The organism is Microcystis sp. M53602_WE12 (assembly GCF_030065455.1).
Taxonomy (GTDB): domain Bacteria; phylum Cyanobacteriota; class Cyanobacteriia; order Cyanobacteriales; family Microcystaceae; genus Microcystis; species Microcystis aeruginosa.
On the sequence record NZ_JASJFB010000231.1, the window covers coordinates 1 to 26971 of the forward strand.

The following is a 26971-nucleotide window of genomic DNA, read 5'->3' on the forward strand; positions in this document are numbered from 1 at the left end:
AGAACAAGCGATCGCATCCTACGATCGAGCTTTAGAAATTAAACCCGATCTCCATGAAGCTTGGAACAACCGAGGGGTTGCGTTAGCTAATTTAGGCAGATTAGAACAAGCGATCGCATCCTACGATCGAGCTTTAGAAATTAAACCCGATGACCCTGATGCTTGGAACTACCGAGGGATTGCGTTAGCTAATTTAGGCAGATTTGAACAAGCGATCGCATCCTACGATCGAGCTTTAGAAATTAAACCCGATTACCATGAAGCTTGGAACAACCGAGGGTGGGCCGTTTGTTCTCTGAGTAAAAATCGCGTTTCTACTCCCAGTCTAGAAGCTCTCATTTACCGTAAACCGATAGTAGCCCTTAATGACCGAGAACCCCATATTTTCGCCCTCCGGGAGGCACTTCCCCACCTCATTCAAGGATCGCCTCCGTGGGGGCAAATTTATCGCTATCTAGGGGAAGCTTATCTGGAACATTCCCAGTATAAAGAGAAAGCTAGTCCCTATTGGCGCGAAGCAATCCGACATTATCAAATCGCTTTACCGATTCTCACCGAAAAAGACTTCCCCGAAGATCATTTAGAAATTCTGCAAGGATTGATCCGCGCTCATCTTTCCCTACAGGAAATCCCTGAAGCGCGATTCTATCAACAACAGGGGCGCCACCTTTTTACTCGACTACGCGCCCAGAAACGCGATAAACCGGCTTTTGAGGCAAAATTCAGCAGTTTTAGTCACCTAGAAATCGATTTACTGATCGAGGAAAATCATCCCCTAGACGCAATTGAACAGGCAGAATTTTATAAAAATCGTTGTTTGACTTGGATTCTCGATAGTTGGCAAGAAAACCCCACCAGTCCCGATTATGCCACCATCCAAAGCCTGACCAGTCCGAATAAGGCGATTATTTACTGGTATCTCAGCGAGGACAATCTCACCACCTTTATTATCACCGCAGAGGCTGATCCCGTCATTGTCGAGCCAGAACAACGCCGTCAACTGGCGCGACAGTTTCGGACTTGGTTAACCGAATGGGATAAACAATACCTTGACTATGCCAGTAAAAAAGAAACGGAGAATAAACAAAATCACCCCTGGAGATTGTCACTTAACAGCCGTTTTGCCCAATTAAAGCGGATTTTACAGATCGATAAAATTCTCGAACCTTTGCCGGTTTCCGTTGATTCCCTGATTCTCATCCCCCACCGGGATCTGCACCGCTTCCCCCTACATACCCTCTTCCCCGAAAAATACACCGCCACCTATCTCCCCTCTGCTCAGGTCGGTTTGCGTCCCCAGTCCGGCGATTCCTCCTATTCTCCCCTCCTCAGCGTCGAAGACCCCAAAACGGAACAAAAACCCATGGATTTCGCCCAACTGGAATCAGCGATTATTAGCCATATCCTGCAACCGAGCCAGAGAATCAGCCCGAAAAAGGCATCACGCGAAAACGTCCGCAAAGCCCTCGAAAATGCCCATAAAACCTTTCATTTCACTGGTCACGGCTTTTATGACTCTTTTCGTCCCCAGGAGTCTGCGATCGCCCTTAGCGATGGTTTATTGACTGTCCGGGATATCAACAAGCTCAACCTCTCTAGTTACCGTCTCGTCTGTCTGGCTGCCTGTGAAACCGCTCTCACCGGTAAGGATGGCATTACTACCGAATACGTCGGCCTCGTCAGTGCTTTCCGGGCAGCGGGTGCGACTAATGTGGTCAGTACCCTCTGGCCGGTGAAGGAGATTTCTAGTGCTTGGTTTATGATTAACTTCTATCAAAGATTATTAACGGGTGAATCCCCGGCCCTAGCTCTGAAAAATACACAAAATTGGTTAAAAAATATCACTTGGCAGCAACTAGCTAACTGGATCGAGCAACTTGGACAACTTCCCGACCTAAGGGAAGGGGTCGATCGACTGGAGGCGAGGGCGGCGAATACTTTGAAGGAAGGCAGTACAATAGGGCTAGATCAACTAACAGAATATGGTGATCCTTACTATTGGGCAGCCTATACCCTGACTGGACAGGACTAACTTATGGAAATTCCCAAAACAATTATCAATCTTGAAGCGCTGCTAATCGCCCTCGCACAGCAGACTGAACCCTTGCCAGAATATCTACAGCGATCGCTCAAAGAAATTGAACGATTATTAAGGGAAGAACAACCCCAGGCAGCAACACAATTGCGGCAACTTGTCAAGGATTTTCCCCCCCTAGAAAAAGCTTATAAAAAAGCGATCGAAGAATTAGACGCAGCCTATGCTAACCAAGAACGCACCAAAAGTTTAAGCGTCATTTTTCCCGATAGTTTAGATTTCGAGTCCCTATTTATTAATGATGTTATTCCTAGCCAAGATTGGGTAAAAACTGCCCAAAAATTAGCTGGATCCCCCCTTGATCACGAGGGTGCTGATTCCCCTCGATTTTGGGATAAAGCTGATCGCCTGATGGTGGTAACGGTGGGAGGTGCGGCCCTAGGAGGATCGATTGCGGGAGTTTACGGTGCGGTTATTGGTGCGATATTAGCGGCCGGCTGCGGATGGTATATTACCTTTAGGAAAACAAAATCAGCATAAATTTTTGATGAAGATTGTTAACATTGAAAACTTTCTTTTGTTAATCGGAACCTTGGTCATTACCGCAAGCGTGGCACTGGTTACAAAAAAACAGCCAAGACGGGGAAACAATAAATCTTATCTAGAAATTCTTTTTGTTTCTGGGTTAACTTTGTGGACTGCATTTACCCTAGTTAAGGTCGTCTATAAAGTGTTAACCGATGAAAATTTTCAGAAATGCCTTGGTTCGGATAGTCAAATCCCTCTTTTGCTAGGTGCTGTTCTCGGTATCTATATTTCTATTAAAGAGATTTGTAAATTATTTGAAGCGAAGTAATAGAAATGCCAGCTTTATCCATATCTAAAAGTTATACTAAATCCTGTTGAGAAAGTGTAGAATAGGCGTTGGGTTTCATGCTTTAACTCAACCTAAGTTCTATAAACATTATCAGTAAACCCCAAAAAAAAGGAAGCTAAATCATGAAAATTACTATCGATATTCCCGATGAATTGCTTCAACATTACAACTACAATAATCTTACCCGTGAAATTTTAGAGGCTTTGGTGGTGCAGGCCTACCGAGCGGAAAAAATCACCAGTGCTGAGGTCGGAAGTATTTTAGGTCTATCTTCTCGTTGGGTGGTGGATGCTTTTTTGAAAAACCACGATGCCGATTTACATTACGATGAAGTCGATCTAGACAGCGATCACAAAACCCTTCAGCAACTTCGCAACAAACACGATCATAGTCTTTTTTGATCGTCGTTTCAATTAAATTGAAGATAGATTTCGCCTTTGATATCCCCTTAATAAGGGGGGCGCTGATCCCCCCTTGATCCCCCCTTAATAAGGGGGGCGCTGATCCCTCCTTGATCCTAGGGTTGATTCATTGTAGGGTTGATTCATGAATCAACCCTACTACCCTTAATAAGGGGGGTGCTGATGGTTTTTAACACCTACCTACTTAAAACTACATTCCCATAATTTCGTAACCGGAATCTACATAAATAATCTGACCGGTAATACCACTAGCAAGATCACTGGCTAAAAAAGCGGCCGTATTTCCCACCTCAATTTGTGTCACCGTGCGATGTAAAGGAGCGATTTCTTCCACATGATGGATCATATCAAGAATTCCACCCACGGCCGAAGATGCTAAGGTGCGAATTGGACCGGCGGAAATACCATTAACTCGGATCTTTTGGCCACCTAATTCGGCGGCTAAATAGCGAACACTCATTTCTAAACCAGCTTTTGCCACCCCCATTAAATTATAGTTAGGAATTACCTTGACACCGCCGAGATAGGTAAGAGTGATAATACTTCCCCCTGCCGTCATCAAAGGTTTAGCCGATCGAGCTAGACGGGTTAGGGAAAAAGTGCTAATATCTAGGGATTTAGTGAAAGCTTCCCGAGGGATGGCGGTAAAATCGCCCGTTAAACCCTCTTTATCGGCAAAAGCGAGACAGTGAATCAAAATATCCAGTTTACCCCATTTTTCCGCCACTGTAGCGAAAGTATCTTCTACCTGTTGGTCATTTTGGACATCGCAGGGGACATAAAAAGCGGGATTAAGTTCATCGGCCAATTCTCGCACTTTTTTCTCAAAACGGCCCTTTTCGTCGGGGAGATAGGTGACACCGATATTCGCACCAGCTTGATGGAGTTGTTGGGCAATTCCCCAAGCGATCGAGCGATTATTGGCAATTCCTGTCACTAGGGCGTTTTTTCCCGTTAAATCTAACATAGTTCTCGTTTCTCTTACAAAAATCTCCCCAATAGCCGACCCCAGCGAGATTCGGTATAATAGGGATACAGATAACGGGGCAGCAATGATCACCCCTCCCCCATTGTCTGGCAAAAAGCGCCCAAAACTTTTCCCAGTTTAGGCAGCGGTTATGTTTAATAGAGGTGAAACTCGTTGCATAATAAAAACAATTTTCCCCTTTTTTGGATGTGAGATGGACTTATCCCTAATACAAGACAAACCCCTAGCAGATGTGTTCCGTCGAATCGGCAGCGGCAATTTCCCCCCGGTGGTGGAATTGTTCGAGCGTGGCAAAACGATCTTTTTCCCTGGAGATCCCGCCGAAAGAGTCTATTTTTTGCTGAAAGGAGCCGTTAAGTTGTCGCGAGTCTATGAAGCGGGAGAAGAAATTACCGTGGCTCTACTGCGGGAAAATAGCGTCTTTGGTGTGCTATCCTTACTGACTGGTCAGCGATCGGATCGTTTTTATCATGCCGTGGCTTTTACCCCGGTAGAATTACTCTCGGCCCCGATCGATCAGGTAGAAAGATCCCTCCGCAATAATCCCGATTTATCAATGTTGATGTTGCAGGGGTTGTCCTCGCGCATTCTGCAAACGGAAATGATGATCGAAACCTTGGCTCACCGGGATATGGGTTCGCGTTTGGTCAGTTTTTTGTTAATTCTCTGTCGTGATTTTGGGGTTCCCACCACCGATGGCATCCGGGTGGATCTAAAATTGTCTCACCAAGCGATCGCAGAAGCGATCGGTTCTACCCGCGTCACTGTCACCCGTTTATTGGGAGAGCTGCGGGATCAAGAAATGGTCTCAATTTACAAGAAGAAAATTACCGTCCATAATCCCGTCGCTCTCAGTCAACAATTTACTTAAATTCTGGATGACTAGCGCTTATATTTTGGTTTTGGCCATCGTGGTTTTAGGTGGTCTGATAGCGGCGGTTGGCGATCGCATAGGGAGCCGTATCGGTAAGAAAAGGATGCGTTTATTTAATCTGCGTCCGAAACAAACCGCGACTTTGATGACGATTGTAACGGGAATTTTGATCGCCGGTTCGACTTTAATTGTCTTGTTTGCTTCTAGTAAATCCCTGCGTCAAGGGGTTTTTGAACTGGATCGTCTTTTAAATGAACGTCGTGCCGCTATTAAGGATTTGGAAAGACAGGTGAGAAAAACCACCGAGCAAAAAAATCAGGTGGAAAAGGCTTTAAAAACGGCTAAAAGTGAACAGATAGCTGTGCAGAAACGTCTAGAGGTTCTTAACAAAAATTATCAAGCTTCGCGTCAACGTTTGCGATTAGTTTCGGGACAGTTGGAAAAGTTTCGTAAGGAAGTGGCTAATTTAAACAATGAACGAGTCATTTTAACTAATCAAAAGGCACAGTTAATCAGTCAACGGGATCAATTGTCCCAACAAAAATCAATTCTTTCTAGTCAGATCAATCAACTACAAACCACCGTTAAAGTTAGAGATAAAGAGTTAGCTAATCAACAAAAGTTATTAACAACCAGACAAGCGCGACTTCAACAGTTGGAAACCCAACAAAAAACCCTACAGCTAGAAATTGATCGCCGGGATCAACGTATTGGAGAACTCGATCGATCGATCGTCGATAAAAATTTGGCTTTGGAACAGCGCGAGGGAAAATTAAAAGATTTAGAAACCCAAATGGCTTTTCTTAAGCGGGAAGTGGAAGTTTTAGAACAATACTATCAAACCTATCAAGAATTGCGGGAAAAACAAATCGCTATTTTCCGGGGACAGGTGTTATCTTTTGGAGCTTTTCGTATTGTTGATACTCAAGCTATTGTCGCTGTTATTGATAAGTTATTGCGAGAAGCGAATATGAATGCTATCCGTGCCACCCAACCGAATCAGCCTAATTTTGACCAGCGTTTAGTTAAGATCACAAAAGCACAGGTAGAACAGTTAAGTCAACAATTACAGGACGGTAAAGAATATGTGGTGAGAATCCTTTCCGCAGGTAATTATGTCTTAGGAGAAAGCGAGATTCGTGTCTTTGCTGATGTGGTTCCCAATCAAAGAGTTTTTGAGGAGAAACAGGTGATCGCTGCCGTTTCCATTGATCCCCAAAATATGACAGAAGAAGACCTACAAAAGCGGTTAGATTTACTCTTAGCTTCGGCTCAATTTCGCGCTAGAAGTGCGGGAGTTTTAGGGTCAATTCAGGTGGAAGATGGTTTATTAACTACGGTAGTTAACTTTATTGGTCAAGTGAAAAAGTCGGGTAATTCTATCGAGACACTTGAGGCAATTGCCGCTAGTAAAACTAATACATCTGGACCTTTAACTTTGCGTTTGGTAGCGGTAAAAGATGGTAAAATTGTTTTTAGTACGTCCTCTTAAAAGATAGCTAAAGTTAGGAGTTGAGATTAAAATCAATTACTTCGTAAATATCGGCAAGACTTAAGCTAATTCCTAAAGAATCTAGGGATATAATTCCCCTTGCTGGGGTGTATTCTTGCAGTAACCAATTATTGTCTGATGTTTTGCTATAGGATTCTATTAGTATCTCCCCTTGACTGACGAGAAGATATTGGTTTAATTGGGGTATAGAACGATAATAACGAAATTTATCACCCCGATCATAACCAGAGGTGGAAGGAGATAAAACTTCGATAATTAGGCAGGGATTTAAAATTTCATCGTTGCGATTATCACTAAATAATGGTTCCCCGGCAATAATCATTAAATCTGGGTATAAACCGCGATTATATTGGGGTATCCATAGTCGCAAATCACTGGGAAAGACTTCATAAATAGTTTTCCTTAAAGCATTGTCTAACAAGCGAATTAAATTGCGTACCAGTCGATTATGATTGATGCTTCCCCCTGTCATCTCGATAATTTCTCCGTCGTGATATTCGTGTTTAACCTCGGCAATGGTTTCTAAATTACGATATTCTTCTAAGCTGAGGGTTTTGGTAGGAGATCGAGTTAGCATTTTTCCAGATTAGAGCTTCTTTTATTTAATCATAACACAATTAATTTTACCCATTTAATTCTAATTCCCCTTGGAGAAAATCAATAAATTGTCTAGCAGTTCTTCCCGATCGCCCATTATGTTGGGTTGCCCATTGTTTGGCACGAAATTCTAAGTCTTCTAAGCTAATTTTTAATTTAGATAAAGCTGCCAAATGACGCACTATTTCCAAATATTTTTCTTGATTAGCCGGTTCAAAAGTGAGGGTTAAACCAAAGCGATCACTAAAGGATAATTTTTCTTGTACTGTGTCCCAATTATGCACTTCATCACTATCTTTTGGTTGTGGTCGATCCGCAAAAAATTCTCTGACTAAATGTCGGCGATTAGAAGTGGCATAAACTACGACATTTTTCGGTCTAGCGGTGACGCTTCCCTCTAAAATAACCTTTAAAGCTTTAAAAGCTTCATCGTCTTCTTCAAAGGATAAATCATCGACAAAGATAATAAATTTTTGGGGCAAATCTCGCAAGATTTCAATAATTAATGGTAGGTCTTTTAACTGCGATTTTGCCACTTCAATTAAGCGCAATCCCTGACTATGATATTTTTGCAATAATCCCTTAACCAGAGAGGATTTTCCCGAACCACGGCTGCCATAGAGTAAGACATTTAAAGCTGGATAACCTGCTAATAAAAACTCAGTGTTTTTAATCAAGGTTTCCTTGGGCATTTCATAACCGACTATGTCTTGAATCTGCACGGGATCGGGATGAGTAATTCCTTGTAATCTGCCTTCTTGCCACCTTAAAGCTTGATAACGGGCAAAAATTCCTGTACCACACTCACGATAATAATCGGCTAGATCTTCGACTAATTCCGTCCAATCTAAACTAGAATGTAGGAAACTTTCTAATTTATTGTCCACTTCCCAAGCGGGGAAAATTAGAAATTTAATTTGTTCAAAAACTGTCGAATTACTTAAGCTATAAATGCTAGAGTTATAAAGAGATTGGAGGATAGATAAATCCTGTTTAACGCCATCAATTAAAGATTCGGGTAACTCCGAAACACTTTTTTTCTGTACCTGTTGACTAAAGGGATTATCATCTAATAAAATTTGTTCGATTAGAAAATCATTCCAACTGATATTTCTGGATGCTAAAGCTTGAAACAATTTACCATAAGCTTTGAGAAAATCGGCAACATTATCCGTAGATAATAGGGTAATAAATGCCTGACCAATAGCATTATCAAAAACCCCTTGATACAAAACTAACAAGCTGACTTTTTTGTAAATTTCAGAGTTCATTTTTAATTCTCCACTAATAACTAACATTTCATGGCCGCCTTTTGGCAATTCCTAATCCGATTTAATAATTGCCGCCTTGTAGCCGAGGGAATGCCAATCAGTTATTATACTACCAAGATAGGGCGATATCTGCAACATTAAGGTTAAAAAGGGAGAAATGCCTACCGACTAATTCTTAGGATTTCTTGAATTGATTCTCGATAAAATTGATAACTTATAGCAGTTATCTTCATGGTGAGGTGCAAAGTTTTCGTTTTGGGGAGACGGTCCCGATGAAAAAATTTTCACCCCCATAGATGAAAGAGGTTTCCTTCCCTACACCCCACACCCCACACCCTACACCCTACACCCTCTTTCAAGTCAGGAGAAGATACCCTGTCAGGTTACACATCATCTTGAGGAGAAACGCTATATTTGATAAAATTTAACCAATCTTGGATTTCCTGTCCTAACCAGAGACATTCATCCTCGCGGAGATTCTGGCCGATAAGATAATAATTTTTAGCCGTCCGCAGACGAATCTGATAGTTACCTTCTGTGCCATTGCTATGGAGAAAAATACCCCATAAATCTTGAGTTTTAAAAGCAAATTTTTTGTAGATAAAATTGAAGACTTTATATTTAATTAAAACTTCTTGAGGTGTAAGAATTAATTGCATCTCCCGCAAACAAATAAAACCAATTAGAGCTATAATAAAGGTAAGAATCGGGGAGATAAAGACAGTGACAGTAAGGACAATCGCCAAAGACCAGAGGGTAGGAGCATCGGAAAGTAGCTTAATTTTTGGGGGTAAATTAATCTCTAAATTATCCCGGCGTTTAGCGATACGGATGGAACTGTGGGGAGGTTTTGGTAATTTCTTAGGATCGATTAAACTTGAGGCTTGGCGATAGGAGGGATGTTGGAGAAATTTCAGGGCTTCTCTGGCACTTTTAAACCGCTTTTCTACCGCCATATCGGTCATAGTTTCTAACCAATCGATTAAATCATCATCGATTGTCACCAGTTGGCGAAATTGAATTTTAGAGTCGCGGTGGGGCAGTTCTATCGGCACAATTCCCGTCAATAAATGAATTAAAGTCATGCCCAAGGCATATAAATCAGAACCCGGAACTGCCCGGCCCCAAAATTGTTCTAGGGGTGCATAACCACTCGTTCCCACCACGGTAAAAGTAACTCCTGTTGCTGCACCCCTGGACTGGACTGCGCCAAAATCTACTAAATAAACGTTATTTTCTGAGTTAATAATTAAATTACTAGGTTTAATATCTCGATGTAATACTGGGGGCGATAATTCATGCAAATAAATGAGAATTTCGAGAACTTCTTGGGCAATATTCCGAATTACCGTAGGGGGGAAACGTTGCCCCCTTTCTAAGTGATCGCTTAAGGATTCTCCGGGTATATAATCTTGTACAAGCACAAACCAAGGAATCCCGTCACCTTGATTTTTATCGAGGGAAAAATAATCGCGATAGCGGGGAATACGGGGATGATAGAGAGAAGCTAAAACGGCGGCCTCTCGTTCAAATAATTTTAATTCTTCCCATTCCATCTGGGGACTAAAAGCGAGGAGTTTAATAATTACCGATTCCTGGGATAATACATCGGTAGCTAACCAAGTTTGACGACCGATAGCGGTATTGCCTAGGCGTTGTTGTAGTTGGTAACGTTCAGCTAAAAGAGAATCAGAAGTAAAGGTCATAGTGGCTTTTCCCTTATTTAGGGTCTGCTGAAAAAGTTTTTCCTGGGGACAGGGTGTGGGGTGTGGGGTGTGGGGTGTGGGAAGTGGGAAGAATAAATAAAAATAATCTCCTATCTCCTATCTCCTATCTCCTATCTCCTGACGACCGGCTACTGACGACCGGCTACTGACTCCTAACCCCACCAACAAACTTTTTGCCGCAAACCCTAATTAATATCAATTTGTTTTTTGGCTGTCCAACAAAGGGCGATTCCTTTTTCTTTATAGGAAGATTCTCCGACAAAGATAGGATATAATTCAGATTCCCCACGATAGATAATTTCCTGACCATCAAACCCTAGAAAAATCGGTTGATTGGGTTGAATTGCCTGATAATCTCGTTGGAGAATCTGAGGATGTAACATGGCTTTAATTTCACCCTGTTCATCCCTAGGATAATCGATCGAGCCTAAACGTTGGTAAACTGTGAGGGATTCGCTGAAAGTATCGAGATGGGCAGCCAGATAATTTTCCTGTTCGATATAGTCTAGGATTTGATAGATGAGTGTTTCGGTTTGACGAAAAAGATAGGGACAGATGACACCATGGTTAACCGGACCGATTTCGAGGGTAAAAGCTAGGGGACAAATTCCTTTCAGAAAATGATTTTCTTCCTCGCTGACGGGATGATAAATTAAGCGCACCTCAGGATTAATTTTAGTCAGATAGGTAAAGAGTTTTAATAGCCAAGGATGGGGATTAGAATAAATAATTGCCAGCATCATGTTAGATGTGGTGCTGTGAATATCGATTAATAAATCAATGGATTTTTCTCGGATTTCTTTGACTATTTTTTTGGCTCGTTTTTGTTCGTATTGCTGACCATCGGGATTAACTAAATCTTTCTGGTTAAAACAACGATTTAAATCCGTATCGATATATCTAAACCGTTGCTTTAGGGCTAAGGGATTAGCGATGAGACTGTGGGATTGAAAACTGCTGCGAGCAATAAGATTAGGTGACTTTTGCAGGTATTTAACCAAATAAGCGGGAGTTAGTTCATTGCCATGCACACCGGCAATTAAAGCCAGATTTTTAATAGTAGTTTTCTGCTCGATCATTTTTTATAATTTTTGAGAAGTTAAGTGGGTGGGTGGAATTAAATATAAGATGAACGTAGGTTGGGTTGAAGCATGAAACCCAACGCCCGATTATGTTACGCTACCGCTAACCCATCCTACAAATAATTGTGCCTCCCTACTTATAATTATTTATGGTTTGCGGCAAAAAGTTTGTTGGTGGGGTTAGGAGTCGGTCGTCGGTCGTCAGAAGATTATTTTTATTTATTCTTCCCACACCCCACACCCCACACCCCACCCCTATAACTGATTTAGAAAAACCAGCCGTAGGAATGAAGACCTTTACCTAAAAGATTCACCCCTAAATAACATACCCAAACCACAACAAAACCACTGGCCGCTAGAATAGCTGGTTTTCTTCCCTGCCATCCCCGGGTAATGCGGGCATGGAGATAAGCGGCAAACACTAACCAAGTGATTAGCGCCCAAGTTTCTTTCGGATCCCAACTCCAATAGGAACCCCAAGCTTCATTCGCCCAAACTGCCCCGGCGATGATACCGATAGTGAGAAGGGGAAAACCGAGACCGATGACCCGATAACTGATATTATCGAGGGTTTCCGCCAAGCTAAGACGTTGGGGCGAAAGGGTCGCCATCGCTGTTAAGGTGGGAGTTAAAAGGGCGGTTGTGCCACTGTTAGCCGTTTCCAGGAAAATTGGGGCGGAAAGAGTGGTAGATAACTTATTTTGCAGACGATAGGCTCCCGTACCCACGGAACTGCCTTTTAACTCGATATTTTGACCTCTAGTGACGATCAGAAAAGCGATCGCCATCAGGGAACCCACCATCAAAGCAGCATAACTTAACATCATGACGCTAACGTGCATCATCAGCCAATTCGATTTTAAAGCTGGAACCAAGGGCGCCGAAGTTTGCATTTCCCCGGGTAAGGACAAAGTGGCAAAAGCAGTAATCCCCATGGCTACAGGAGTCGTCACCACCCCCACCAGGCGACTGCGGCTATTGTACTCAGCAATTAAATGAACCGCAGTTACACCCCAAGCGAGAAAGAATAAAGATTCGTAAAGATTGCTGATGGGGAAATAACCCGCTTCTAACCAGCGCGCCCCCAATAAAGCGGCGATACAGAGGTTAGCGATGGCCACTCCCGTGCTGCCCAGGCCCGGCAACAAAGGTATGCTAGGAAAGGCTGCCCCGGCCCAATAAACCAGCATGGTTAAAAACAGGACTAAAAAAGAAGTGTTATCGAGAAAGTTCTCTAAGCTAACTAAATTCATGGGATTTCTCTCGTTTGTCGCTCGCTCGCTACCAAGTATTCCATCCTCTATCCTATCCCATCGGTAAGGCGATCGAGACAGGGAATTGTTAGTATAAACTTTGCATTTTCACTCTGACCCACCCTAAAAATTATGACTAATCAAGAAGATAATCAATTTTCCTGGTCGCGTTTGCCTCTGTTAGGCAAAATCCTGATCATTTGTTCTGGTGTTGCCGCTTTAGGCTATTTTCTTATCCCTCGTCCCTCAGAATTATCCAATATTCCCCTCGAACCCTACAGCGAATTTATCAATAAAGTGGAACGGGGCGACATCAGTAAGGTCAGAATTGGCAATCAAGTCATCTTGTATCAATTAAAAAATCCTTTAGAATCCCTGGCTATTCCGGGTAATCCCCCCGTTAATCCCCCAGAATCAAGTAATCCCTTTCACAGTGATTCTAGTTCTCTGGCCAGCAAACCAAGCAGTAATCTAGCCCCCGGACGAGTCTTGGCCACGATTCCAGTCGATAACCCCCAATTACCCCAACTATTACAGCAAAAAGGCGTAATCTTCGAGGCGATTCCTGTGGCCGAAAACAGTTGGATCACCACTCTCCTCGCTTGGGTGGTTCCTCCCTTAATTTTAGTCGCCGCCATGCAGTTTCTGTTCTATCGCAACGATGACACGCGTAAATCGCTGCTTTTTAATAAAAATCTCGCTAAAGTTTACGGAGACGGCGAAAAATATCCGATTACCTTCGGTGATGTGGCCGGGGCCGAGGAAGCAAAAACCGAGTTAAAGGAAATTGTCGAATTTCTCAAGGATGCCGAGCGCTTTAATAAAATTGGGGCGCGTATTCCTAAGGGTGTTCTCTTGGTCGGACCGCCGGGGACGGGAAAAACCCTCTTAGCAAAAGCGGTCGCGGGAGAAGCGGGAGTGACGTTTTTTAGCATTTCGGCCTCGGAATTCGTGGAATTATTTGTCGGGACCGGGGCAGCCCGGGTGCGGGATCTATTTGCCCAAGCGAAGAAAAATGCCCCTAGCATCATTTTTATTGATGAATTGGACGCGATCGGTAAATCGAGAAGTTCGGGATCGGGAACTAGCGGCAGCAATGATGAGCGCGAGCAGACTTTAAACCAACTTTTGACAGAAATGGACGGTTTTAGCCCCAAAGAAGCCGTCGTCATCGTTTTAGCCGCCACCAATCGCCCAGAGACTCTTGATGCCGCTTTATTGCGTCCGGGGCGCTTTGATCGCCAAGTTTTGGTGGATCGTCCCGATTTAGCGGGAAGATTGGCAATTTTGGAAATATACGCCCAACGAGTCCAGATGGGTGAAGATGTTAACCTCAAAGCGATCGCCACCCAAACCCCCGGTTTTGCCGGTGCCGATTTAGCCAACCTCGTCAATGAGGCGGCTCTTTTGGCTGCCCGCAATAATCGGGAAAGAGTCAGTCAAATTGATTTTAAAGAAGCAATAGAAAGAGTTATCGCTGGTTTAGAAAAGAAAAGTCGGGTTTTATCCGAAAAAGAAAAGAAAATCGTCGCTTATCACGAGGTCGGCCATGCTTTAGTCGGCGCTGTCATGCCGGGAGGTGGTCGGGTGGAGAAAATTTCCATCGTTCCCCGGGGTTTATCCGCTTTGGGTTATACCCTGAAAATTCCCACGGAAGACCGTTTTTTGATGACAGAAACCGAATTTAAAGAACAAATTACTATGTTATTGGGCGGTCGGGCAGCCGAAGAATTAATCTTTGGCAGTGTCACTAATGGCGCTTCCGATGATTTACAAAGGGCGACGGATATTGCTGAAAGAATGGTGACAATGTATGGTATGAGTAAATCCCTAGGACCCCTAGCCTACGATAAAACAGGACAGGCTAATTTTTTAGGTAATAATCAGGGTAGTCCCCGCCGTTCGATCGGGGAAAATACGGCCAAAGCGATCGATGAAGAAGTTAAACAAATTATCGACGCTAGTTACCAAAAAGCCCTAGCAATTCTCAGTCACAACCGCAATTTATTAGAGTCCATTACCGCTAATCTTTTGACCACCGAAGTAATCGAAGGAGAAGAATTGCAAGAATTCTTAAATCAAGCGCAAATGGTCTGATCAATCCCCATAAATAGGGTCTGCTGAAAAAGTTTTTCGTGGGGAAGTGGGGTGTGGGGTGTGGGGAAGTGGGGAAGTGGGGAAGTGGGGCGAACAAAGCTGCCTTTTGCCTCTCCTCATAACTAGGGTTTGCTGAATAAATAATCGAGAATATCTAACTTAAGGAGAGGAGAGGATCAAGGCATTGGAAAACTGGTATTTCCCTGCTTTGACGGTTAATTTGCCCTTTTTCCAACCCAAAGAAACAGGAGAGTTATCTCGACTTAAACTGTTATAAAGGGCGAAATTTTTTGACCAATCGTGCTTTTGACCGTTACGAATTAAAATCGGCAGTAGATTGATTTGATTATAGGTCAATTGTAAACTCTGCCCTTGACTGCCTTTAAATAAAACCCTGCCCTGATTAATTTGAGTTAAATTTACTTGACTTTTTTGCTTAAATATGCTCTTAAAATTCTCATAACTGCCCTGGGTTGCCGCTTCTCCCACTTCCAGAGCAAAACCCGCATAATTGTTACCTGTGGGTAAAGCTTGGTAGGTATTATCATCGGGATAAGGGGAATTAGGAATCTCGATCATTTCAGGAGAAGAAAGATTTATTAATCTCAGAGCTAACCAAGTTTTTTCTAATTGAATAAACCAGATATTATCATCTTTTTCTACCTTGGCGGTTTTCGGTAATTGCCAGAAAAAAGCTTGATCTGCTGGTCGTAACCAGATTAAAAGATTACGATATTGTCCGATCTCATCCCCGGGATTTTTGCCCGGTTTTACGCCATTTTTGCCAGTGTTAGCCACAAAAAAATCCACCCCTTTGTGTTGATTAAAGGCCATTAATTTAAACGGGGCCACATCGCCATCGGGGAAAGTTCCCGCCAGACTACCCATTTGATAACTAGCCCCGATAAATTGAGTTTCCCAATAACCTGGACTTTGATTATTGCCCGGTTTCCAGTTTTCATACAGGGGTTTACTGGCGAGAATTTCTACCGGTTTATTAAAGTTTTTTCGGGCTAATTCCATCACTGCTAAAGGAGGACGATAACCACTGGTAATTAGATAAAGAGAGTCCAATTCCGGGCGATTATTGGGGACGGGAGTATCACCAAAGTATAGCCAAAAAGTGCGGGCTGCACCCGATCGCATTGCCCCATTACTACCACCATAATCGCGTTTTACAGGGCCACCCCAACCACCGCGATAATATTTAACACTAGCGGCCATGGATAACCAATCTAAGGCCATTTTTGCCCATTGTTTAACTTCCGTATCTTGAGCAAAATCGTAGAGATTGAGATAGGGAGCAAAGGTGTGACCGTGATAAACTTCTGAATCCCATTCTCCCATACCGATGTTATATAAAGCTGAAACGTAACGCTTAATTTTACTTTTATAAATTTGACGAGTTGCTTCATTTCCGGTTTCTTCGGCCATCAGATAAACCGATGTTTCGCGCATCGCTCGCAGGTTATCAGTATTGCGACTATCTACCCATAAACCCCGTCTTGTTATACTCCAATCATTACCCGTTCCTTGGCCCGTACCGTGGACAGGATGGGGCCGTTGTAAAGGGTCGGTTTCTGTCCAAATTTTCGCCGCATTATACATTCTCTGACGATAAACTGGATCGAGATACTTTCCGAGCAGAAAATATTTTCTAATTTGTCCTTTTAGGGTAAAAGAAAAATAATAATCTATATAATCGGTGTGGGCCTGTTCCCGTTTTTGTGGGTCATCCTGCTGCAGGAAATCTAGGGCTTTTTGCCGGTTTCCTGCCAAGAAATCAAACATGGCCATAGGATAGGATCTTTTCTCGTTTTCTCCCCACAAATTGCCATAACTTTCTGCCTTAGCAAAATGGTTAATAACTTGCTTGGCCCTTTGTTGAAATTCTGCCTCTAATTCCGGTGTCCAATCGTTAAGATATTGGGGTTTAACTTCGGCAACGGGGAAGGAAGCGATCGAGTTTTGAGAAACAGAATAGAGGGAATTAAAGCCAATAGTAAATAGGGCAATTATTACCGCTAAAATTAGATATTTAATTCTAGATCCAATCGTCATCTTCGGCAAATTCATCGATGTTTCCTTGATTTTCTGGGGACTGAGGTTGATTCTCTTTATCTAATTGTAAAGGAACTGGTTCAGGAGGGATAATTTCTGGTAATAATTCTTCGGGTTTTTGACCATCTACCTCCACCACAATCATTTCTGTGACGGGAAACCAAAGTATGCGGCCTTGATCGTCACAAACCGTCAGCGATCGAGATTTATCTGGAGTCTCGGTTGCGAAAAAATCTCCTAACATTTTGGTGGGTAAAATATTCTTACTTTCACCCCCAATAACTCCTAGGAATATATATTCGTTACCTGTGGTCAAATGTTGGACAATAATCGCCATAGTTAAAAAATTCAGTCAATGAAATGTACTTATTGATAAGCTGTTGACTCTTGAATGATAGCTTTCAGCCATGAGCTTTCCACTGATTACTGATTACTGATTACTGATAACTGATTACTGCTTAACTTGACTGCCGTGACTGCGAGGATCGGTTTGACTAGCGCCCGCAAGGATATTAAAATCAGAAGCCTGTCCCGTAGTGGTGGCATAGGGTAGGGTAGAATTGGTTAAAAGTGCTTCTAAATTAGCAGTTAAAATTGATTTTGGTTGTTCTCCGATCGCTTGGGCAACTGGTTGTCCTTGATTATTTAAAAAGACAAAATGGGGAATACCATCCACGCGATAACGGAGAATTTCCGGCAACCATTTATTATTATCAACGTTGAGCATGACAAAATTAATGGCATTACCGTATTGTTTTTTAATTTCGGCAATTTCAGGGGCCATCGCCTGACAACTGGTACACCAATTAGCATAAAATTCTGTCAGGGTGGGTTTACCATTGCTGAGGGCAAGCTCGAAAGGTGTCGCTTTTTCCGCTTGCGCTTCCAAAGATACGGAACTAGCGGTGGTTTGAAACCCGAAGAAAATCGCTACACTAAGGATAACTGCCGTTACTGCCAGCAGCAGATTTCTGGTTTTGTTGGTGGGTGTGGTGGCTGTCATGGACATTTAATCAAAGTTTACTTTGTCCTATTGTAACGATTGCTGCGCTCTTTTAGTATTGGTGTCGATTGAGTTACAATTAAGTTAGAGATGGGTAATAATTATGACCGAAGAAAGACTCGATCGAATAGAGGGACAGCTAAAAAGGCTAGAAGGGGACGTTCATACAATTGAGGGGCGATTAGAAACTTTAGAAAGTAACCTTCAAAACATTGAAAAAAAGCTAGGAGACGTGATCAACCAAATCCGTGAACTTAGTCTTAGCATCGATACCTACCAAAAAGCTGATCAACAGGTAGTTAATTTGGCTTTTGGTCTAATCGTTGCCGCTACTGCTACTATTGTAATTCCAGCCGTTTTCGGCAAATAAGCAAAAAAAGATTCTTTGATCGGAAAGGCTGCATGAAAAAACGCGTTACTCTCACTTTTCCCAAAAAAGCCGTCCATATGCCCGTTACCTATCGACTGGCGAAGGATTTTAACATCGCAGCTAATATTATCCGCGCCCAAGTTGCCCCCAATCAAGTGGGAACATTAGTATTAGAATTATCGGGAGATATCGATGAGTTAGAAGCGGCGATCGAATGGTTACAATTACAAAATATTGGCGTTTCCCAAGTTAGTCGCGAAATCGTCATTGATGAAGAAAAATGCGTCGATTGTGGCTTATGTACGGGAGTTTGTCCCACGGAAGCTTTAACCCTTGATCCCGAAAGTTTTCGTCTTAAGTTTTTGCGTTCCCGTTGTGTGGTTTGTGAACAATGTATCCCCACTTGTCCCGTGGTGGCAATTTCCACAAACTTGTAAAGTAGCAGTTATTAAATTAATTTTTTTGCCCATTTAAATAATAGCCATCTCTGGAGATTTTAAGCCTTCATTTGTCTCCAATGCGGTTAATCGTCACAAATATCCCCTTCCCTTTCTGCCTAAAGACCCTTTCTCCGATACCATAGTTAAAAAGAGATTGCTGACTCTGGCCACATCTGTGGGGATTACATACCATTAATCATGGTTTTTTTGCAAAAAATACAAAAAACTTGACATGACTTCTGCCGTTCCTCGCCTTTCCTATCCTGATAGTCCGATTGCTGATCTTCGCGGCCTCTATAACTTTATCCTCAACCCGCAACTGTTAGCCGCAGAAAAGGGAAATCCGTCGTTCGTTAGTTTTTGTCAAAAAATTTCCCCCGTTGATCCCCTAGAAATTCTCTCTCGGATTGCCTCTAGCTATCCCACCCATTGTTATTGGGAAAATCCCGAACGAGAAACCGCTTTTCTCGGCTACGGCATCGCCTTTGCTGCCACTTTCCACGGCAAACAACGTTTTTTAAAAGCTCAAAAATTTATTGAAAACTGTCAACAAAGAATTATTAAAATTGATAACTATAGCGAGATTACTCCCCGCATCTTTTGTAGTTTCACTTTTTTCGACTCGGAAAGAGCTACCCCCTTTCCCTCAGCTACCCTAACCCTGCCTAAGTTTCAAATTATCAAAAAACAGTCGGAATATTTTTTCCTTACCAATCTCCTAATCACCAGCGAAAAAGAAATAGAAAACTCCCTCGAAGAAACTATCAACAACCTCAAAATTATCCAAAATAACTCGAGCAATTGCCGACAAAATCCCCACCAGGCTCCCTGTAGTTATTATATTCATCCTACCTATAATTTTCAAGCGGCTGTTGCCGATGCACTCCAATCTATCCATGCTCAAAAATTTAGCAAAATTGTCCTCGCTCACGCTCTTGACGTGATTTCTCCCCGTCCTTTTCATCTGGTAAACTGTCTCGATAATTTGCGTCAGCGTCATCCCGATTGCTATACTTTTTCCCTCGGCAATGGACGGGGAGATCATTTTATCGGCGCTAGTCCCGAACGCTTGCTAACTGTCCATCAGGGGCAATTAATCACCGATGCTTTAGCGGGATCCGCCCCCCGGGGAGAAAATGCGATCGAAGATGCTCTTTTAGCCAATAAACTCCTCGCTAGTGAAAAAGAACAACGGGAACATCGGGCTGTTAGTGACTTTATTAACCAAAAACTGCGACAAATTGGCTTAAATCCGCAAAATTCTCCCTCTAGATTGTTAAAACTCTCCAATATTCAACATCTCTGGACTCCTATCCATGCCAAACTAAAACCCTCCATCCATCCCCTCGAAATTGTTGCCCAACTACACCCCACTCCTGCTGTTGCTGGGGTTCCCACGGAGATCGCTTTAGCACAAATTCGTCATTATGAAACCTTCGATCGCTCTCTTTATGCCGCTCCTTTGGGTTGGATCGATTGTCAAAATAATAGTGAGTTTATTGTTGGTATTCGTTCGGCCTTAATTGAAGGCGATCGAGCGCGATTATACGCCGGTGCGGGTATTGTTGCCGGTTCCGATCCGGAAAAAGAACTAGCAGAAATTCAGCTTAAATTTCAAGCTCTCTTAAAAGCTTTAACTTAAACTATAGCTTTTTACCGAACTAATAACTTAAATAAGCCTAACTTACCCTTAAAAGGCGGATATTTTAAAGCGGGATTGAACCAAAGAGGTGTTTTCATAATCGCTTTTTTATGACTAAAATTCTCAAAGGAAAAACGACCATGGTAGCTACCGATACCGCTATTTCCCCGACCACCAAAGGGTAAACTAGGATTAGTAAAATGAAAACTATTGTTGTTAATACAACCTCCCCCAAACTGGACAGATTCTAACCATTTCTTTTCGGTTTTTGCCTTAGTAGTAAACAGATAAAAAGCTAGAGGGTTAGGGTTTTTAGCAATAATTGCTAAAGCTTCCTCAAAAGTGCTAAAGGCAATGATCGGTAAAATTGGACCGAATATTTCCCCTTGCATAATAGGAGCATCGAGGGAAACATTAGTTAATAAAGTTGGTTGAATATATAAATTTTCTCGATCGGTTTTGCCTCCAAAAACAATCTCACCATCTTGGAGAAAGTCAATCAGGCGATCAAATTGTTTCTCATTGATTATCTTACCATAATCAGCACTTAATCTGGCATCTTCACCGAAAAAATTAACAATAGTGTTTGCTAATTCTCTGATCAAATTCTCCTGCTGGGATTGATGTACTAAAATATAATCAGCTGCGATACACATTTGACCACAATTAGAGAATTTTGTCACGGCAATGCGACGGGTTGCCACGGAAATATTAGCATCAGCTTCGATAACACAGGGACTTTTTCCCCCTAATTCTAGAGTAACAGGAATTAACTTTGCTGCCGCTAGTTGATAAATAATTTTTCCTACCTTTGTACTGCCAGTAAAAAATATCTGATCAAAGGTAAAACTGTCTAACATATTCGGAATTACTTCCGCACCATCTCCGGGGACAATTAACACATATTCTTCGGGGAATATTTCTTCAATTATTTTAACTACTAATTTTTCCGTCGCTGAGGCAAATTCACTCGGTTTTAATACCGCACAGTTACCGGCAGCAATGGCACCGACTAAAGGCACTAATAACAATTGGAGGGGATAATTCCAAGCACCAATAATTAAAACCACTCCTAAAGGTTCCCGAATAATCTGACTGGAGGATGGGAAATTTAAGAGATTAGTTTTAACAGTTTTGGGTTGCATCCATGAGCGCAAATTTTTTAAAGCGGTCTTAATTTCCACCAAAAGGAAACCATTTTCCGTAATCCAACAATCTTCGGGACTTTTCTTTAAATCGCTATATAAAGCTTCATAGATCTCCGCTTCATATTTAATGATTGCCTGTTTTAACTTCTCTAACTGCTGACGACGGAATTGATAGGAACGAGTGGCACCACTAACAAAATACTGACGCAATTTGGCTAATTTTTCTGAGTTTGACAGCATCGAAATAATTCCTAACTTAATGATGAAATTCTACGGCATCCACTGGGGACGAATTCCCGCTAGAGGTAATTCAATTAAATCAGATTTACTGGCTTTTACTCCATCTTGTAGGGGAGGAATTAACATCCACAAACGACCACCGATAATTGTTTCTCCTGAATCGGTAGTCAGGGGATTAGTTGGATTAGTATCATAACTGGTGCGAAGTTGATCAAAAATAATTGCTAAACCATCGGGAGATAAACTAATGTGAATATCACGATAATCGGCTAATTCCAGTAGGGGAGTCACTTGACCGGTCTTCACATCTATTTTAGCAAAATAGGGTTTTTCTTTGTACTCTTGACTGTTAGTAACTAACTCGGTTAACAAACAATACAAATCACTACCGGTGGCATTAAATTGACAATCTATAATCGAACCTTGTAGATTGAGTAAGCGTTTTTGTAATCCTTGATTATTGACATAAAAAAGCGATCGAATATAACGCATTTTGGCATTATCCGTATTAAAATTCACCATTGCTGCGGCCGTACCATCGGCAGAAAAATTCAAAATTCGCCCAAATTTTGGTAAAAAATCCAGGGGTTTTGTCTCGAATTTTAAGGGCAAAAGCGCAATTCCTTCCCCCTGGGTGACAGCCAGAGTTTTACTATCAGGTGCGATCAAAAATTCTCCGCCTTGGATGTTTAATTTTTGGGGTTTTTCCCCCGATTTAACTGCCCATAAATCGAAGTTAATCGGATTGCGGCGCTCAATTCTCTGCACGACAATAGTTTCCCCATCTTTAGCTAAATCAAAGTGATTATTTTGATAATCTTTATTGTCTAGCACTAACTCAATTTTTGCAGGGGATTGACTGCTATCAACTTGATAAAGCTGCAGTTCACGAATTCCCTCTATCCCCCGATTTTTCGCCACGGCCGAAAAGAGGATTTTTTTACCATCAGGATAGAATTCAAAAGCCATAACGGTCAAATTTGCGGGGGTTAAGAGGGTTTTCTTCTCCTCGGTCAAGTTATAAAAAATTAATCTTCCCTGTTCTTCCCCATTAGTGCCAATATAGGCAAAAGCACGATTGCGACTTTTAAATTCTCTTTCAAAAATTGCCAGGGTTTGTCCTAATCGATTACCGCTGCGAAATTGTTCCCGCGCACCTTCAATTTGCAGATGATATTTTTCTCCGTAGGGAATGGGAGAAGTGAGGGTATAAGCTAATCGTCTTCCGGCCCAACTCAACTTACCCGGCAGCGGAGGATCGATAACTAGATTTTTTTCTACACTAGCATGATCCATGGGGCGATCAAAAGTGATAATAAATGCTTGATCTTCTGAGCCAATTTCTCGATTTTCCCAGCTAAATTCCTTGACCCTTGGACCGGTTTGCAAAAGACATTGATTACCACAGCTATTACCTAACCAAATTAAGCCGCCAATTACTAAGGTTAGCGATACAATTAATGTTATCGCTAATTTATCAATCGGTTGTAGTTGTAAGGTCTTGATCATTATAGTAGATGGTTAGAAACAACTGATAACTGATAACTGTTAACTGTTAATATCCGTAGGGATCCACAGGAGTGGGTATAGATTTCACGGATTTAGCCTTAATTACTAATTGTCTTCTGGTGGTTGATTTTCCCACCTCTACGGGTAAAGATTCCGTGGCCATTTCTCCGGTGATTTCTAACCAAGTATCATTGGGATATTGACCGCGACTTCCTGATAGTTTCACCGGCAAACCCACGGGATAAGCATCCACGGCACAACAGGTAAGGATAAAGCGACTAATTAATAAATAATTATCGGGTAATTGGGGCAATTGCACCACAAAACCTGTGACTTTTACCGGTTGTCCCGTGTAAGCATCAGGTTCGGGGTAAGCATTCAAAGTTCTTACCCATTCAATTAAACTTTTTTCCTCTGGTTTAACGGTAGTGCCAAAGGATTGAGTTTGCAAGCGAGTTAGGGGTAAAGATTCACTAATTCCCCTCTGTAATGCGATTTGACTGCTGAGGGGCTGCGGGGCAATAAATAGGCCTAAAAGGGCAGTGATTACTAATAAACCTGAGCCAAAATGTTGGGGAAGAATGGTAATATGCGATCGATTATCGTTACTATCTAAATTAATCTTTTTTTGCCACTGTTTTAATAATGTCCAAAGCTTGACTATTCCCAGAACAAATAAAGCAATACTGGTGATGAGAACCAGGATAAAATAATTAGGATGTATCAGTAAATTTAACTGTCCAGTTATCCAGTATTTAAATAGTAACGAACCCCAACCGATTAGGGCAATAACATCGATAAATTGGGGGGCGATTATTTTTAGACGTGATGAATTCATGGGAAAAACTATCCGGGTACTGACCTAAAATAAATAACTGTGAGCCAAGGTGAGTAAAAAAGTCATTTGCGCTGCTAAAGCAAAGAGATAAATTAACATTCTCGGTTTAAAAATAGACAACATTAAACCAATCCCTTTCAGGTCAATCATTGGACCGAACACTAAAAAAGCCAGCAGGGAACTACTGGTAAAACTAGAGGCAAAGGAGAGAGCAAAAAAAGAATCAACTGTGGAACAAATCGAAACAATGACCGCTAACAGCATCATGGCCAAGATCGAAGTAATCGGATCCTGACCCAAATTAAGAACAAATTCCCGGGGAACAAACACCTGTAAACCGGCCGCTATAGCACTTCCTAAGATTAACACTCCTCCTAATTCCCGTAATTCCATCACCACGTTTTCCACAAAAGTTAACCAGCGCCTTTTCATCGGGATAGCTTGCACTGCTGGTAGGACAGCAGTAGCGGCAAAACTTTCATCTAAGCGCAAAGTTTGCCCAGAATTACCGATCAGAAAAGAACCGGATTGTAGTAGTAGTGGGATAGATTCTTTTTCCGGTGTTTGCGGTTGCCAATTGAGACTTTTTGCCAAAGAGGTTTGTAGTAGCGGTCGGGGATCTTTTTGGATACTAAAGATAATACCGATAACCGTAGCGATGAACAAAGAAAAGATAACTCGATAGAAAACAATTTCCGGTTGATCGCGAAAAGCTACCCAAGTGGACCAGATAACAATCGGGTTAATTGTCGGCGCTGCTAAGAGAAAACTAACCGCTACTGCATTCGGCATTCCTTGCACAAGTAAACGTCGCGCCACCGGCACATTGCCACACTCGCAGACGGGAAACAAAAAACCAATACATCCCCCCACAAATGCTCCTAAAACAGCATTTCGAGGCATCAAGGCAACTAGGCGACGTTCATCGACAAATATTAAAAGAATACTAGAGAGAATCACCCCTAGCAGTAAAAAAGGCATCGCTTCCACCAACAGGCTCAGGAATAGGGTAAAGGCATTTTGTAGTTGACTCATCTATCCTCGCCTTGGCAATTAGAGGTTTAGGGGTAAAGACTTAGGAACCCTAGAAAAAGGTTCATCAGTCCGCTCCCCGGCTTTTTAACATTTTTTTAATATATCCGATCGAGTGACTTCTGGGACAGGTTTTAGGTTTTGGGGTTTTGGGGTGTTAGGGTGTTAGGGTGTTAGGGTTTTAGTTGAAATTCCCCCACTTCCCCACTTCCCCACTTCATAATTCATAATTCATAATTCATAATTCCCACTCTCCCATCACCTCACACTTAGAGGACTCGATTAAGCTTGCCGCTTTGATAACCTTCTAGATCGAGGGTGACATAGATAAAGCCTAATTTTTGCAGATCAGCGACTAATTCGCTTAAATTTGTCCGATTAATAAAGTCGGGAATTTCTGCTGCCGGTAATTCAATCCGTGCCGTATCGCCGCTCGATCGCACCCGTAATTGACGATAACCTAATTTTCGCAGATAAATCTCCGCCCGTCCGACTCTTTGCAATTTCTCCAGGCTAATTTCCTCCCCGTAGGGAAAACGGGAACTTAAACAGGGTTGCGCCGGTTTATCCCACCAAGGTAAATTTAAGTAACGAGATAGTTGACGAACTTCGCTTTTTGTGATACCAATTTCCGCCAAAGGTGAACGAGCGCCGCGCTCCCTAGCGGCTTGAATTCCGGGACGATAATCCCTTAAATCATCAGCATTAACGCCATCGATGACGTAGGAATAACCACGAGCGAGGGCGATGGGTTTAAGGGTGTCGTGTAGCTCACTTTTGCAGAAATAACAGCGATTAACGGGATTACTGGTGTAATTGGGGTTATTCATTTCCTCGGTTTCCACCAATTCATGCCGAATACCGATATAATCGGCCTGAGCGATCGCTTCTTCTAATTCTTCCGGCAGTAGGGAAGGGGAAACCGCCGTAATTGCCAATGCTTGACTCCCTAGCAGATCATAGGCCACTTTGGCCACTAGGGTACTGTCCACGCCCCCAGAATAGGCAATCAGAGCTTTTTCGCTGGTTTTTAAGAGGTTTTGTAATTGTCCGAGTTTATCAAGTAATTGACTGTCCATGGCGGCGATTTTGGCAACTGGTTTAGGGAGACCGTTTTTTATTTGGGTATAAACAAGTAAGTGGGTGGGTGGAATTAAATATAAGATGAACGTAGGTTGGGTTGAAGCATGAAACCCAACGCCCGATTATGTTACGCTACCGCTAACCCATCCTACAAATAATTGTGCCTCCCTACTTAGCTTAAGCCACTTGTCCCAAGAATTTGCGGCAAGGAGGTAAGTAGTCGTGCAAAATAAATTTCCTAGTCAAGATAGGCACTCGTGCAAGAGGCAAGAGGTGGTTAGATATGTGTAATTAATTTTGCCTAGGTACTTAGTATAATCATAAATGTGTCTTAGCTTAACCCTCTCTACATGACAACAAATCTCACAGACTATAAACATATTGCAATTGATCATCGGGGAGTACCAATAATTGCGGGTTCTACCCTAAAAGTGATTGATCTAGTTATGGCACAAATAGCTTACGGTTGGACTCGATCAGAAATTCACATTAACCATCGTGATTTAAGTATGAGTCAAATTCACTCAGCATTAGCTTACTATTGGGAACATAGAGAGGAATTAGATCAAGCTATCCAAGCTGATTTAGAATTTGCCCAAAAAATGCGAGGAAAAGCCGGAGATTCTCCCTTTGTTACCCGACTTAAAGCACAGGGAATAGAGTAAGAATAGGCGTTTAAAATGTATCTTAGCTTATTGCTGATCCCAATTATTTTAGTAAGTATTTAGGGCTCTTCGTTACCCTTTATGCTAAATCAACATACAAGATGCCAAGATAACATACTTCTAACCCAAAAATTCCGAAAGTTTCTAAAGCCATAGCCTCTCCGTTTTATTAGTTTAAGTTTATTGTTGATTCCCTCGACCACC

28 protein-coding genes are annotated in these 26971 nt (G+C 42.2%); 13 read left to right on the forward strand and 15 right to left on the reverse strand.

Annotated features, from left to right (window positions below; all coding sequences use genetic code 11):
* The 4 genes from PX482_RS08325 to PX482_RS08340 all read left to right on the forward strand — a co-directional run.
* On the forward strand, positions 1-2032 hold a 2032-nt coding region (locus PX482_RS08325), incomplete at its 5' end, for a CHAT domain-containing protein (protein WP_288122309.1).
* 3 nt (positions 2033-2035) lie between these two features.
* Positions 2036-2575 carry a hypothetical protein gene (locus tag PX482_RS08330; protein WP_288094548.1) on the forward strand — a complete coding sequence of 180 codons (540 nt, stop codon included), beginning with the start codon at positions 2036-2038 and terminating at the stop codon, positions 2573-2575.
* 7 nt (positions 2576-2582) lie between these two features.
* Positions 2583-2891, forward strand: coding sequence for a hypothetical protein (locus tag PX482_RS08335; protein WP_103113381.1), 309 nt, complete (start codon positions 2583-2585; stop codon positions 2889-2891).
* Positions 2892-3034: 143 nt separating this feature from the next.
* Positions 3035-3313 carry a UPF0175 family protein gene (locus PX482_RS08340; protein ID WP_288094546.1) on the forward strand — a complete coding sequence of 93 codons (279 nt, stop codon included), beginning with the start codon at positions 3035-3037 and terminating at the stop codon, positions 3311-3313.
* A gap of 211 nt (positions 3314-3524) precedes the next feature.
* Here the strand turns inward: PX482_RS08340 and fabI are convergent, their stop codons facing one another.
* Positions 3525-4301 carry an enoyl-ACP reductase FabI gene (fabI, locus tag PX482_RS08345; RefSeq protein ID WP_002797558.1) on the reverse strand — a complete coding sequence of 259 codons (777 nt, stop codon included), beginning with the start codon at positions 4299-4301 and terminating at the stop codon, positions 3525-3527.
* A 214-nt stretch (positions 4302-4515) separates the two neighbouring features.
* On the opposite strand from fabI, the gene ntcA reads away from it, so the two are divergent.
* Complete coding sequence (gene ntcA / locus PX482_RS08350) at positions 4516-5193, forward strand: global nitrogen regulator NtcA (RefSeq protein WP_002793163.1); 678 nt, start codon at positions 4516-4518, stop codon at positions 5191-5193.
* Positions 5194-5200: 7 nt separating this feature from the next.
* Positions 5201-6688 carry a DUF3084 domain-containing protein gene (locus PX482_RS08355; RefSeq protein ID WP_288122312.1) on the forward strand — a complete coding sequence of 496 codons (1488 nt, stop codon included), beginning with the start codon at positions 5201-5203 and terminating at the stop codon, positions 6686-6688.
* A gap of 13 nt (positions 6689-6701) precedes the next feature.
* Here PX482_RS08355 and PX482_RS08360 read toward each other — a convergent pair whose 3' ends face one another.
* Both PX482_RS08360 and PX482_RS08365 read right to left on the reverse strand, forming a co-directional pair.
* Positions 6702-7286, reverse strand: a complete 585-nt coding sequence (locus PX482_RS08360; protein ID WP_288122313.1) for a Uma2 family endonuclease — start codon at positions 7284-7286, stop codon at positions 6702-6704.
* Positions 7287-7332: 46 nt separating this feature from the next.
* Complete coding sequence (locus tag PX482_RS08365) at positions 7333-8577, reverse strand: ATP-binding protein (RefSeq protein ID WP_125731394.1); 1245 nt, start codon at positions 8575-8577, stop codon at positions 7333-7335.
* Positions 8578-8873: 296 nt separating this feature from the next.
* Here PX482_RS08365 and PX482_RS08370 point away from each other — a divergent pair, with 296 nt between their 5' ends.
* Entirely contained in the window at positions 8874-9005 is a 132-nt protein-coding gene (locus PX482_RS08370; RefSeq protein ID WP_288027494.1) for a hypothetical protein, read from the forward strand.
* Here PX482_RS08370 and PX482_RS08375 read toward each other — a convergent pair.
* Together PX482_RS08375 and PX482_RS08380 are read right to left on the reverse strand one after the other, a co-directional pair.
* On the reverse strand, positions 8961-10283 hold the full coding sequence (locus PX482_RS08375) for a serine/threonine protein kinase (protein ID WP_052278585.1): 1323 nt from the start codon (positions 10281-10283) through the stop codon (positions 8961-8963). The genes PX482_RS08370 and PX482_RS08375 overlap by 45 nt on opposite strands.
* 206 nt (positions 10284-10489) lie before the next feature.
* Positions 10490-11383, reverse strand: coding sequence for an aspartoacylase (locus PX482_RS08380; protein ID WP_288027495.1), 894 nt, complete (start codon positions 11381-11383; stop codon positions 10490-10492).
* Positions 11384-11509: 126 nt separating this feature from the next.
* On the opposite strand from PX482_RS08380, the gene PX482_RS08385 reads away from it, so the two are divergent.
* The gene (locus tag PX482_RS08385) at positions 11510-11647 is read left to right on the forward strand and encodes a hypothetical protein (protein ID WP_196219844.1); all 138 of its coding nucleotides are present in this window, start codon (positions 11510-11512) and stop codon (positions 11645-11647) included.
* A 5-nt stretch (positions 11648-11652) separates the two neighbouring features.
* On the opposite strand, the gene ccsB is transcribed toward PX482_RS08385, so the two are convergent.
* Positions 11653-12639 (reverse strand): c-type cytochrome biogenesis protein CcsB, encoded by a 987-nt coding sequence (ccsB, locus tag PX482_RS08390; protein ID WP_288027496.1) that lies wholly within the window; start codon positions 12637-12639, stop codon positions 11653-11655.
* Positions 12640-12771: 132 nt separating this feature from the next.
* Here ccsB and ftsH point away from each other — a divergent pair, with 132 nt between their 5' ends.
* Positions 12772-14736, forward strand: coding sequence for an ATP-dependent zinc metalloprotease FtsH (ftsH, locus tag PX482_RS08395; RefSeq protein WP_002760347.1), 1965 nt, complete (start codon positions 12772-12774; stop codon positions 14734-14736).
* Positions 14737-14895: 159 nt separating this feature from the next.
* Here the strand turns inward: ftsH and PX482_RS08400 are convergent, their stop codons facing one another.
* The 3 genes from PX482_RS08400 to PX482_RS08410 all read right to left on the reverse strand — a co-directional run bounded on the left by PX482_RS08400 (position 14896) and on the right by PX482_RS08410 (position 17800).
* Positions 14896-16812: a hypothetical protein gene (locus PX482_RS08400; protein WP_002760348.1), complete on the reverse strand. Its 1917-nt coding sequence runs from the start codon at positions 16810-16812 to the stop codon at positions 14896-14898.
* Positions 16781-17134, reverse strand: a complete 354-nt coding sequence (locus PX482_RS08405) for a hypothetical protein (RefSeq protein ID WP_002760349.1) — start codon at positions 17132-17134, stop codon at positions 16781-16783. Before PX482_RS08405 ends, PX482_RS08400 begins: the two co-directional genes overlap by 32 nt.
* Before the next feature lie 114 nt (positions 17135-17248).
* Positions 17249-17800, reverse strand: a complete 552-nt coding sequence (locus PX482_RS08410) for a thioredoxin family protein (RefSeq protein WP_002760350.1) — start codon at positions 17798-17800, stop codon at positions 17249-17251.
* Between the two features lie 103 nt (positions 17801-17903).
* On the opposite strand from PX482_RS08410, the gene PX482_RS08415 reads away from it, so the two are divergent.
* From PX482_RS08415 to PX482_RS08425, 3 genes are all read left to right on the forward strand, one after another.
* Positions 17904-18170 carry a ssr2422 family thylakoid membrane protein gene (locus PX482_RS08415; RefSeq protein ID WP_002760351.1) on the forward strand — a complete coding sequence of 89 codons (267 nt, stop codon included), beginning with the start codon at positions 17904-17906 and terminating at the stop codon, positions 18168-18170.
* Between the two features lie 32 nt (positions 18171-18202).
* Positions 18203-18607: an NIL domain-containing protein gene (locus PX482_RS08420; protein WP_002760353.1), complete on the forward strand. Its 405-nt coding sequence runs from the start codon at positions 18203-18205 to the stop codon at positions 18605-18607.
* Between the two features lie 235 nt (positions 18608-18842).
* Positions 18843-20252 (forward strand): isochorismate synthase, encoded by a 1410-nt coding sequence (locus PX482_RS08425; RefSeq protein WP_288055206.1) that lies wholly within the window; start codon positions 18843-18845, stop codon positions 20250-20252.
* An 11-nt stretch (positions 20253-20263) separates the two neighbouring features.
* On the opposite strand, the gene PX482_RS08430 is transcribed toward PX482_RS08425, so the two are convergent.
* The 5 genes from PX482_RS08430 to larE form a co-directional block, all read right to left on the reverse strand.
* Positions 20264-21640: an aldehyde dehydrogenase gene (locus tag PX482_RS08430; RefSeq protein WP_002760356.1), complete on the reverse strand. Its 1377-nt coding sequence runs from the start codon at positions 21638-21640 to the stop codon at positions 20264-20266.
* 30 nt (positions 21641-21670) lie between these two features.
* A complete protein-coding gene (locus PX482_RS08435; RefSeq protein ID WP_288122314.1) occupies positions 21671-23149 on the reverse strand; it encodes an Ig-like domain-containing domain in 1479 nt (492 codons plus the stop codon).
* A 46-nt stretch (positions 23150-23195) separates the two neighbouring features.
* On the reverse strand, positions 23196-23987 hold the full coding sequence (locus tag PX482_RS08440) for a TIGR03943 family putative permease subunit (RefSeq protein WP_002760362.1): 792 nt from the start codon (positions 23985-23987) through the stop codon (positions 23196-23198).
* Positions 23988-24011: 24 nt separating this feature from the next.
* Entirely contained in the window at positions 24012-25022 is a 1011-nt protein-coding gene (locus PX482_RS08445; RefSeq protein WP_002760364.1) for a permease, read from the reverse strand.
* Positions 25023-25288: 266 nt separating this feature from the next.
* Positions 25289-26098, reverse strand: coding sequence for an ATP-dependent sacrificial sulfur transferase LarE (gene larE / locus PX482_RS08450; RefSeq protein WP_288122315.1), 810 nt, complete (start codon positions 26096-26098; stop codon positions 25289-25291).
* A 354-nt stretch (positions 26099-26452) separates the two neighbouring features.
* On the opposite strand from larE, the gene PX482_RS08455 reads away from it, so the two are divergent.
* The gene (locus tag PX482_RS08455) at positions 26453-26767 is read left to right on the forward strand and encodes a DUF433 domain-containing protein (RefSeq protein ID WP_002760366.1); all 315 of its coding nucleotides are present in this window, start codon (positions 26453-26455) and stop codon (positions 26765-26767) included.
* 89 nt (positions 26768-26856) lie between these two features.
* Here PX482_RS08455 and PX482_RS08460 read toward each other — a convergent pair.
* The coding region (locus PX482_RS08460; RefSeq protein ID WP_130758671.1) for a transposase at positions 26857-26971 on the reverse strand (115 nt) is incomplete at its 5' end.

Excerpts from the sequence above, each read along its gene's own strand:
- ntcA (WP_002793163.1), top strand. The coding sequence starts at position 4,516 with ATGGACTTATCCCTAATACAAGACAAACCCCTAGCAGATGTGTTCCGT.
- PX482_RS08430 (WP_002760356.1), bottom strand. The coding sequence starts at position 21,640 with ATGCTGTCAAACTCAGAAAAATTAGCCAAATTGCGTCAGTATTTTGTT.
- PX482_RS08375 (WP_052278585.1), bottom strand. The coding sequence starts at position 10,283 with ATGACCTTTACTTCTGATTCTCTTTTAGCTGAACGTTACCAACTACAA.
- PX482_RS08365 (WP_125731394.1), bottom strand. The coding sequence starts at position 8,577 with ATGAACTCTGAAATTTACAAAAAAGTCAGCTTGTTAGTTTTGTATCAA.
- PX482_RS08360 (WP_288122313.1), bottom strand. The coding sequence starts at position 7,286 with ATGCTAACTCGATCTCCTACCAAAACCCTCAGCTTAGAAGAATATCGT.
- PX482_RS08335 (WP_103113381.1), top strand. The coding sequence starts at position 2,583 with ATGAAGATTGTTAACATTGAAAACTTTCTTTTGTTAATCGGAACCTTG.
- PX482_RS08380 (WP_288027495.1), bottom strand. The coding sequence starts at position 11,383 with ATGATCGAGCAGAAAACTACTATTAAAAATCTGGCTTTAATTGCCGGT.
- PX482_RS08400 (WP_002760348.1), bottom strand. The coding sequence starts at position 16,812 with ATGAATTTGCCGAAGATGACGATTGGATCTAGAATTAAATATCTAATT.
- PX482_RS08455 (WP_002760366.1), top strand. The coding sequence starts at position 26,453 with ATGACAACAAATCTCACAGACTATAAACATATTGCAATTGATCATCGG.
- ftsH (WP_002760347.1), top strand. The coding sequence starts at position 12,772 with ATGACTAATCAAGAAGATAATCAATTTTCCTGGTCGCGTTTGCCTCTG.
- PX482_RS08340 (WP_288094546.1), top strand. The coding sequence starts at position 3,035 with ATGAAAATTACTATCGATATTCCCGATGAATTGCTTCAACATTACAAC.
- PX482_RS08420 (WP_002760353.1), top strand. The coding sequence starts at position 18,203 with ATGAAAAAACGCGTTACTCTCACTTTTCCCAAAAAAGCCGTCCATATG.
- PX482_RS08415 (WP_002760351.1), top strand. The coding sequence starts at position 17,904 with ATGACCGAAGAAAGACTCGATCGAATAGAGGGACAGCTAAAAAGGCTA.
- PX482_RS08410 (WP_002760350.1), bottom strand. The coding sequence starts at position 17,800 with ATGACAGCCACCACACCCACCAACAAAACCAGAAATCTGCTGCTGGCA.
- PX482_RS08440 (WP_002760362.1), bottom strand. The coding sequence starts at position 23,987 with ATGAATTCATCACGTCTAAAAATAATCGCCCCCCAATTTATCGATGTT.
- larE (WP_288122315.1), bottom strand. The coding sequence starts at position 26,098 with ATGGACAGTCAATTACTTGATAAACTCGGACAATTACAAAACCTCTTA.
- fabI (WP_002797558.1), bottom strand. The coding sequence starts at position 4,301 with ATGTTAGATTTAACGGGAAAAAACGCCCTAGTGACAGGAATTGCCAAT.
- PX482_RS08330 (WP_288094548.1), top strand. The coding sequence starts at position 2,036 with ATGGAAATTCCCAAAACAATTATCAATCTTGAAGCGCTGCTAATCGCC.
- PX482_RS08445 (WP_002760364.1), bottom strand. The coding sequence starts at position 25,022 with ATGAGTCAACTACAAAATGCCTTTACCCTATTCCTGAGCCTGTTGGTG.
- PX482_RS08405 (WP_002760349.1), bottom strand. The coding sequence starts at position 17,134 with ATGGCGATTATTGTCCAACATTTGACCACAGGTAACGAATATATATTC.
- PX482_RS08355 (WP_288122312.1), top strand. The coding sequence starts at position 5,201 with ATGACTAGCGCTTATATTTTGGTTTTGGCCATCGTGGTTTTAGGTGGT.
- PX482_RS08370 (WP_288027494.1), top strand. The coding sequence starts at position 8,874 with ATGAAAGAGGTTTCCTTCCCTACACCCCACACCCCACACCCTACACCC.
- ccsB (WP_288027496.1), bottom strand. The coding sequence starts at position 12,639 with ATGAATTTAGTTAGCTTAGAGAACTTTCTCGATAACACTTCTTTTTTA.
- PX482_RS08435 (WP_288122314.1), bottom strand. The coding sequence starts at position 23,149 with ATGATCAAGACCTTACAACTACAACCGATTGATAAATTAGCGATAACA.
- PX482_RS08425 (WP_288055206.1), top strand. The coding sequence starts at position 18,843 with ATGACTTCTGCCGTTCCTCGCCTTTCCTATCCTGATAGTCCGATTGCT.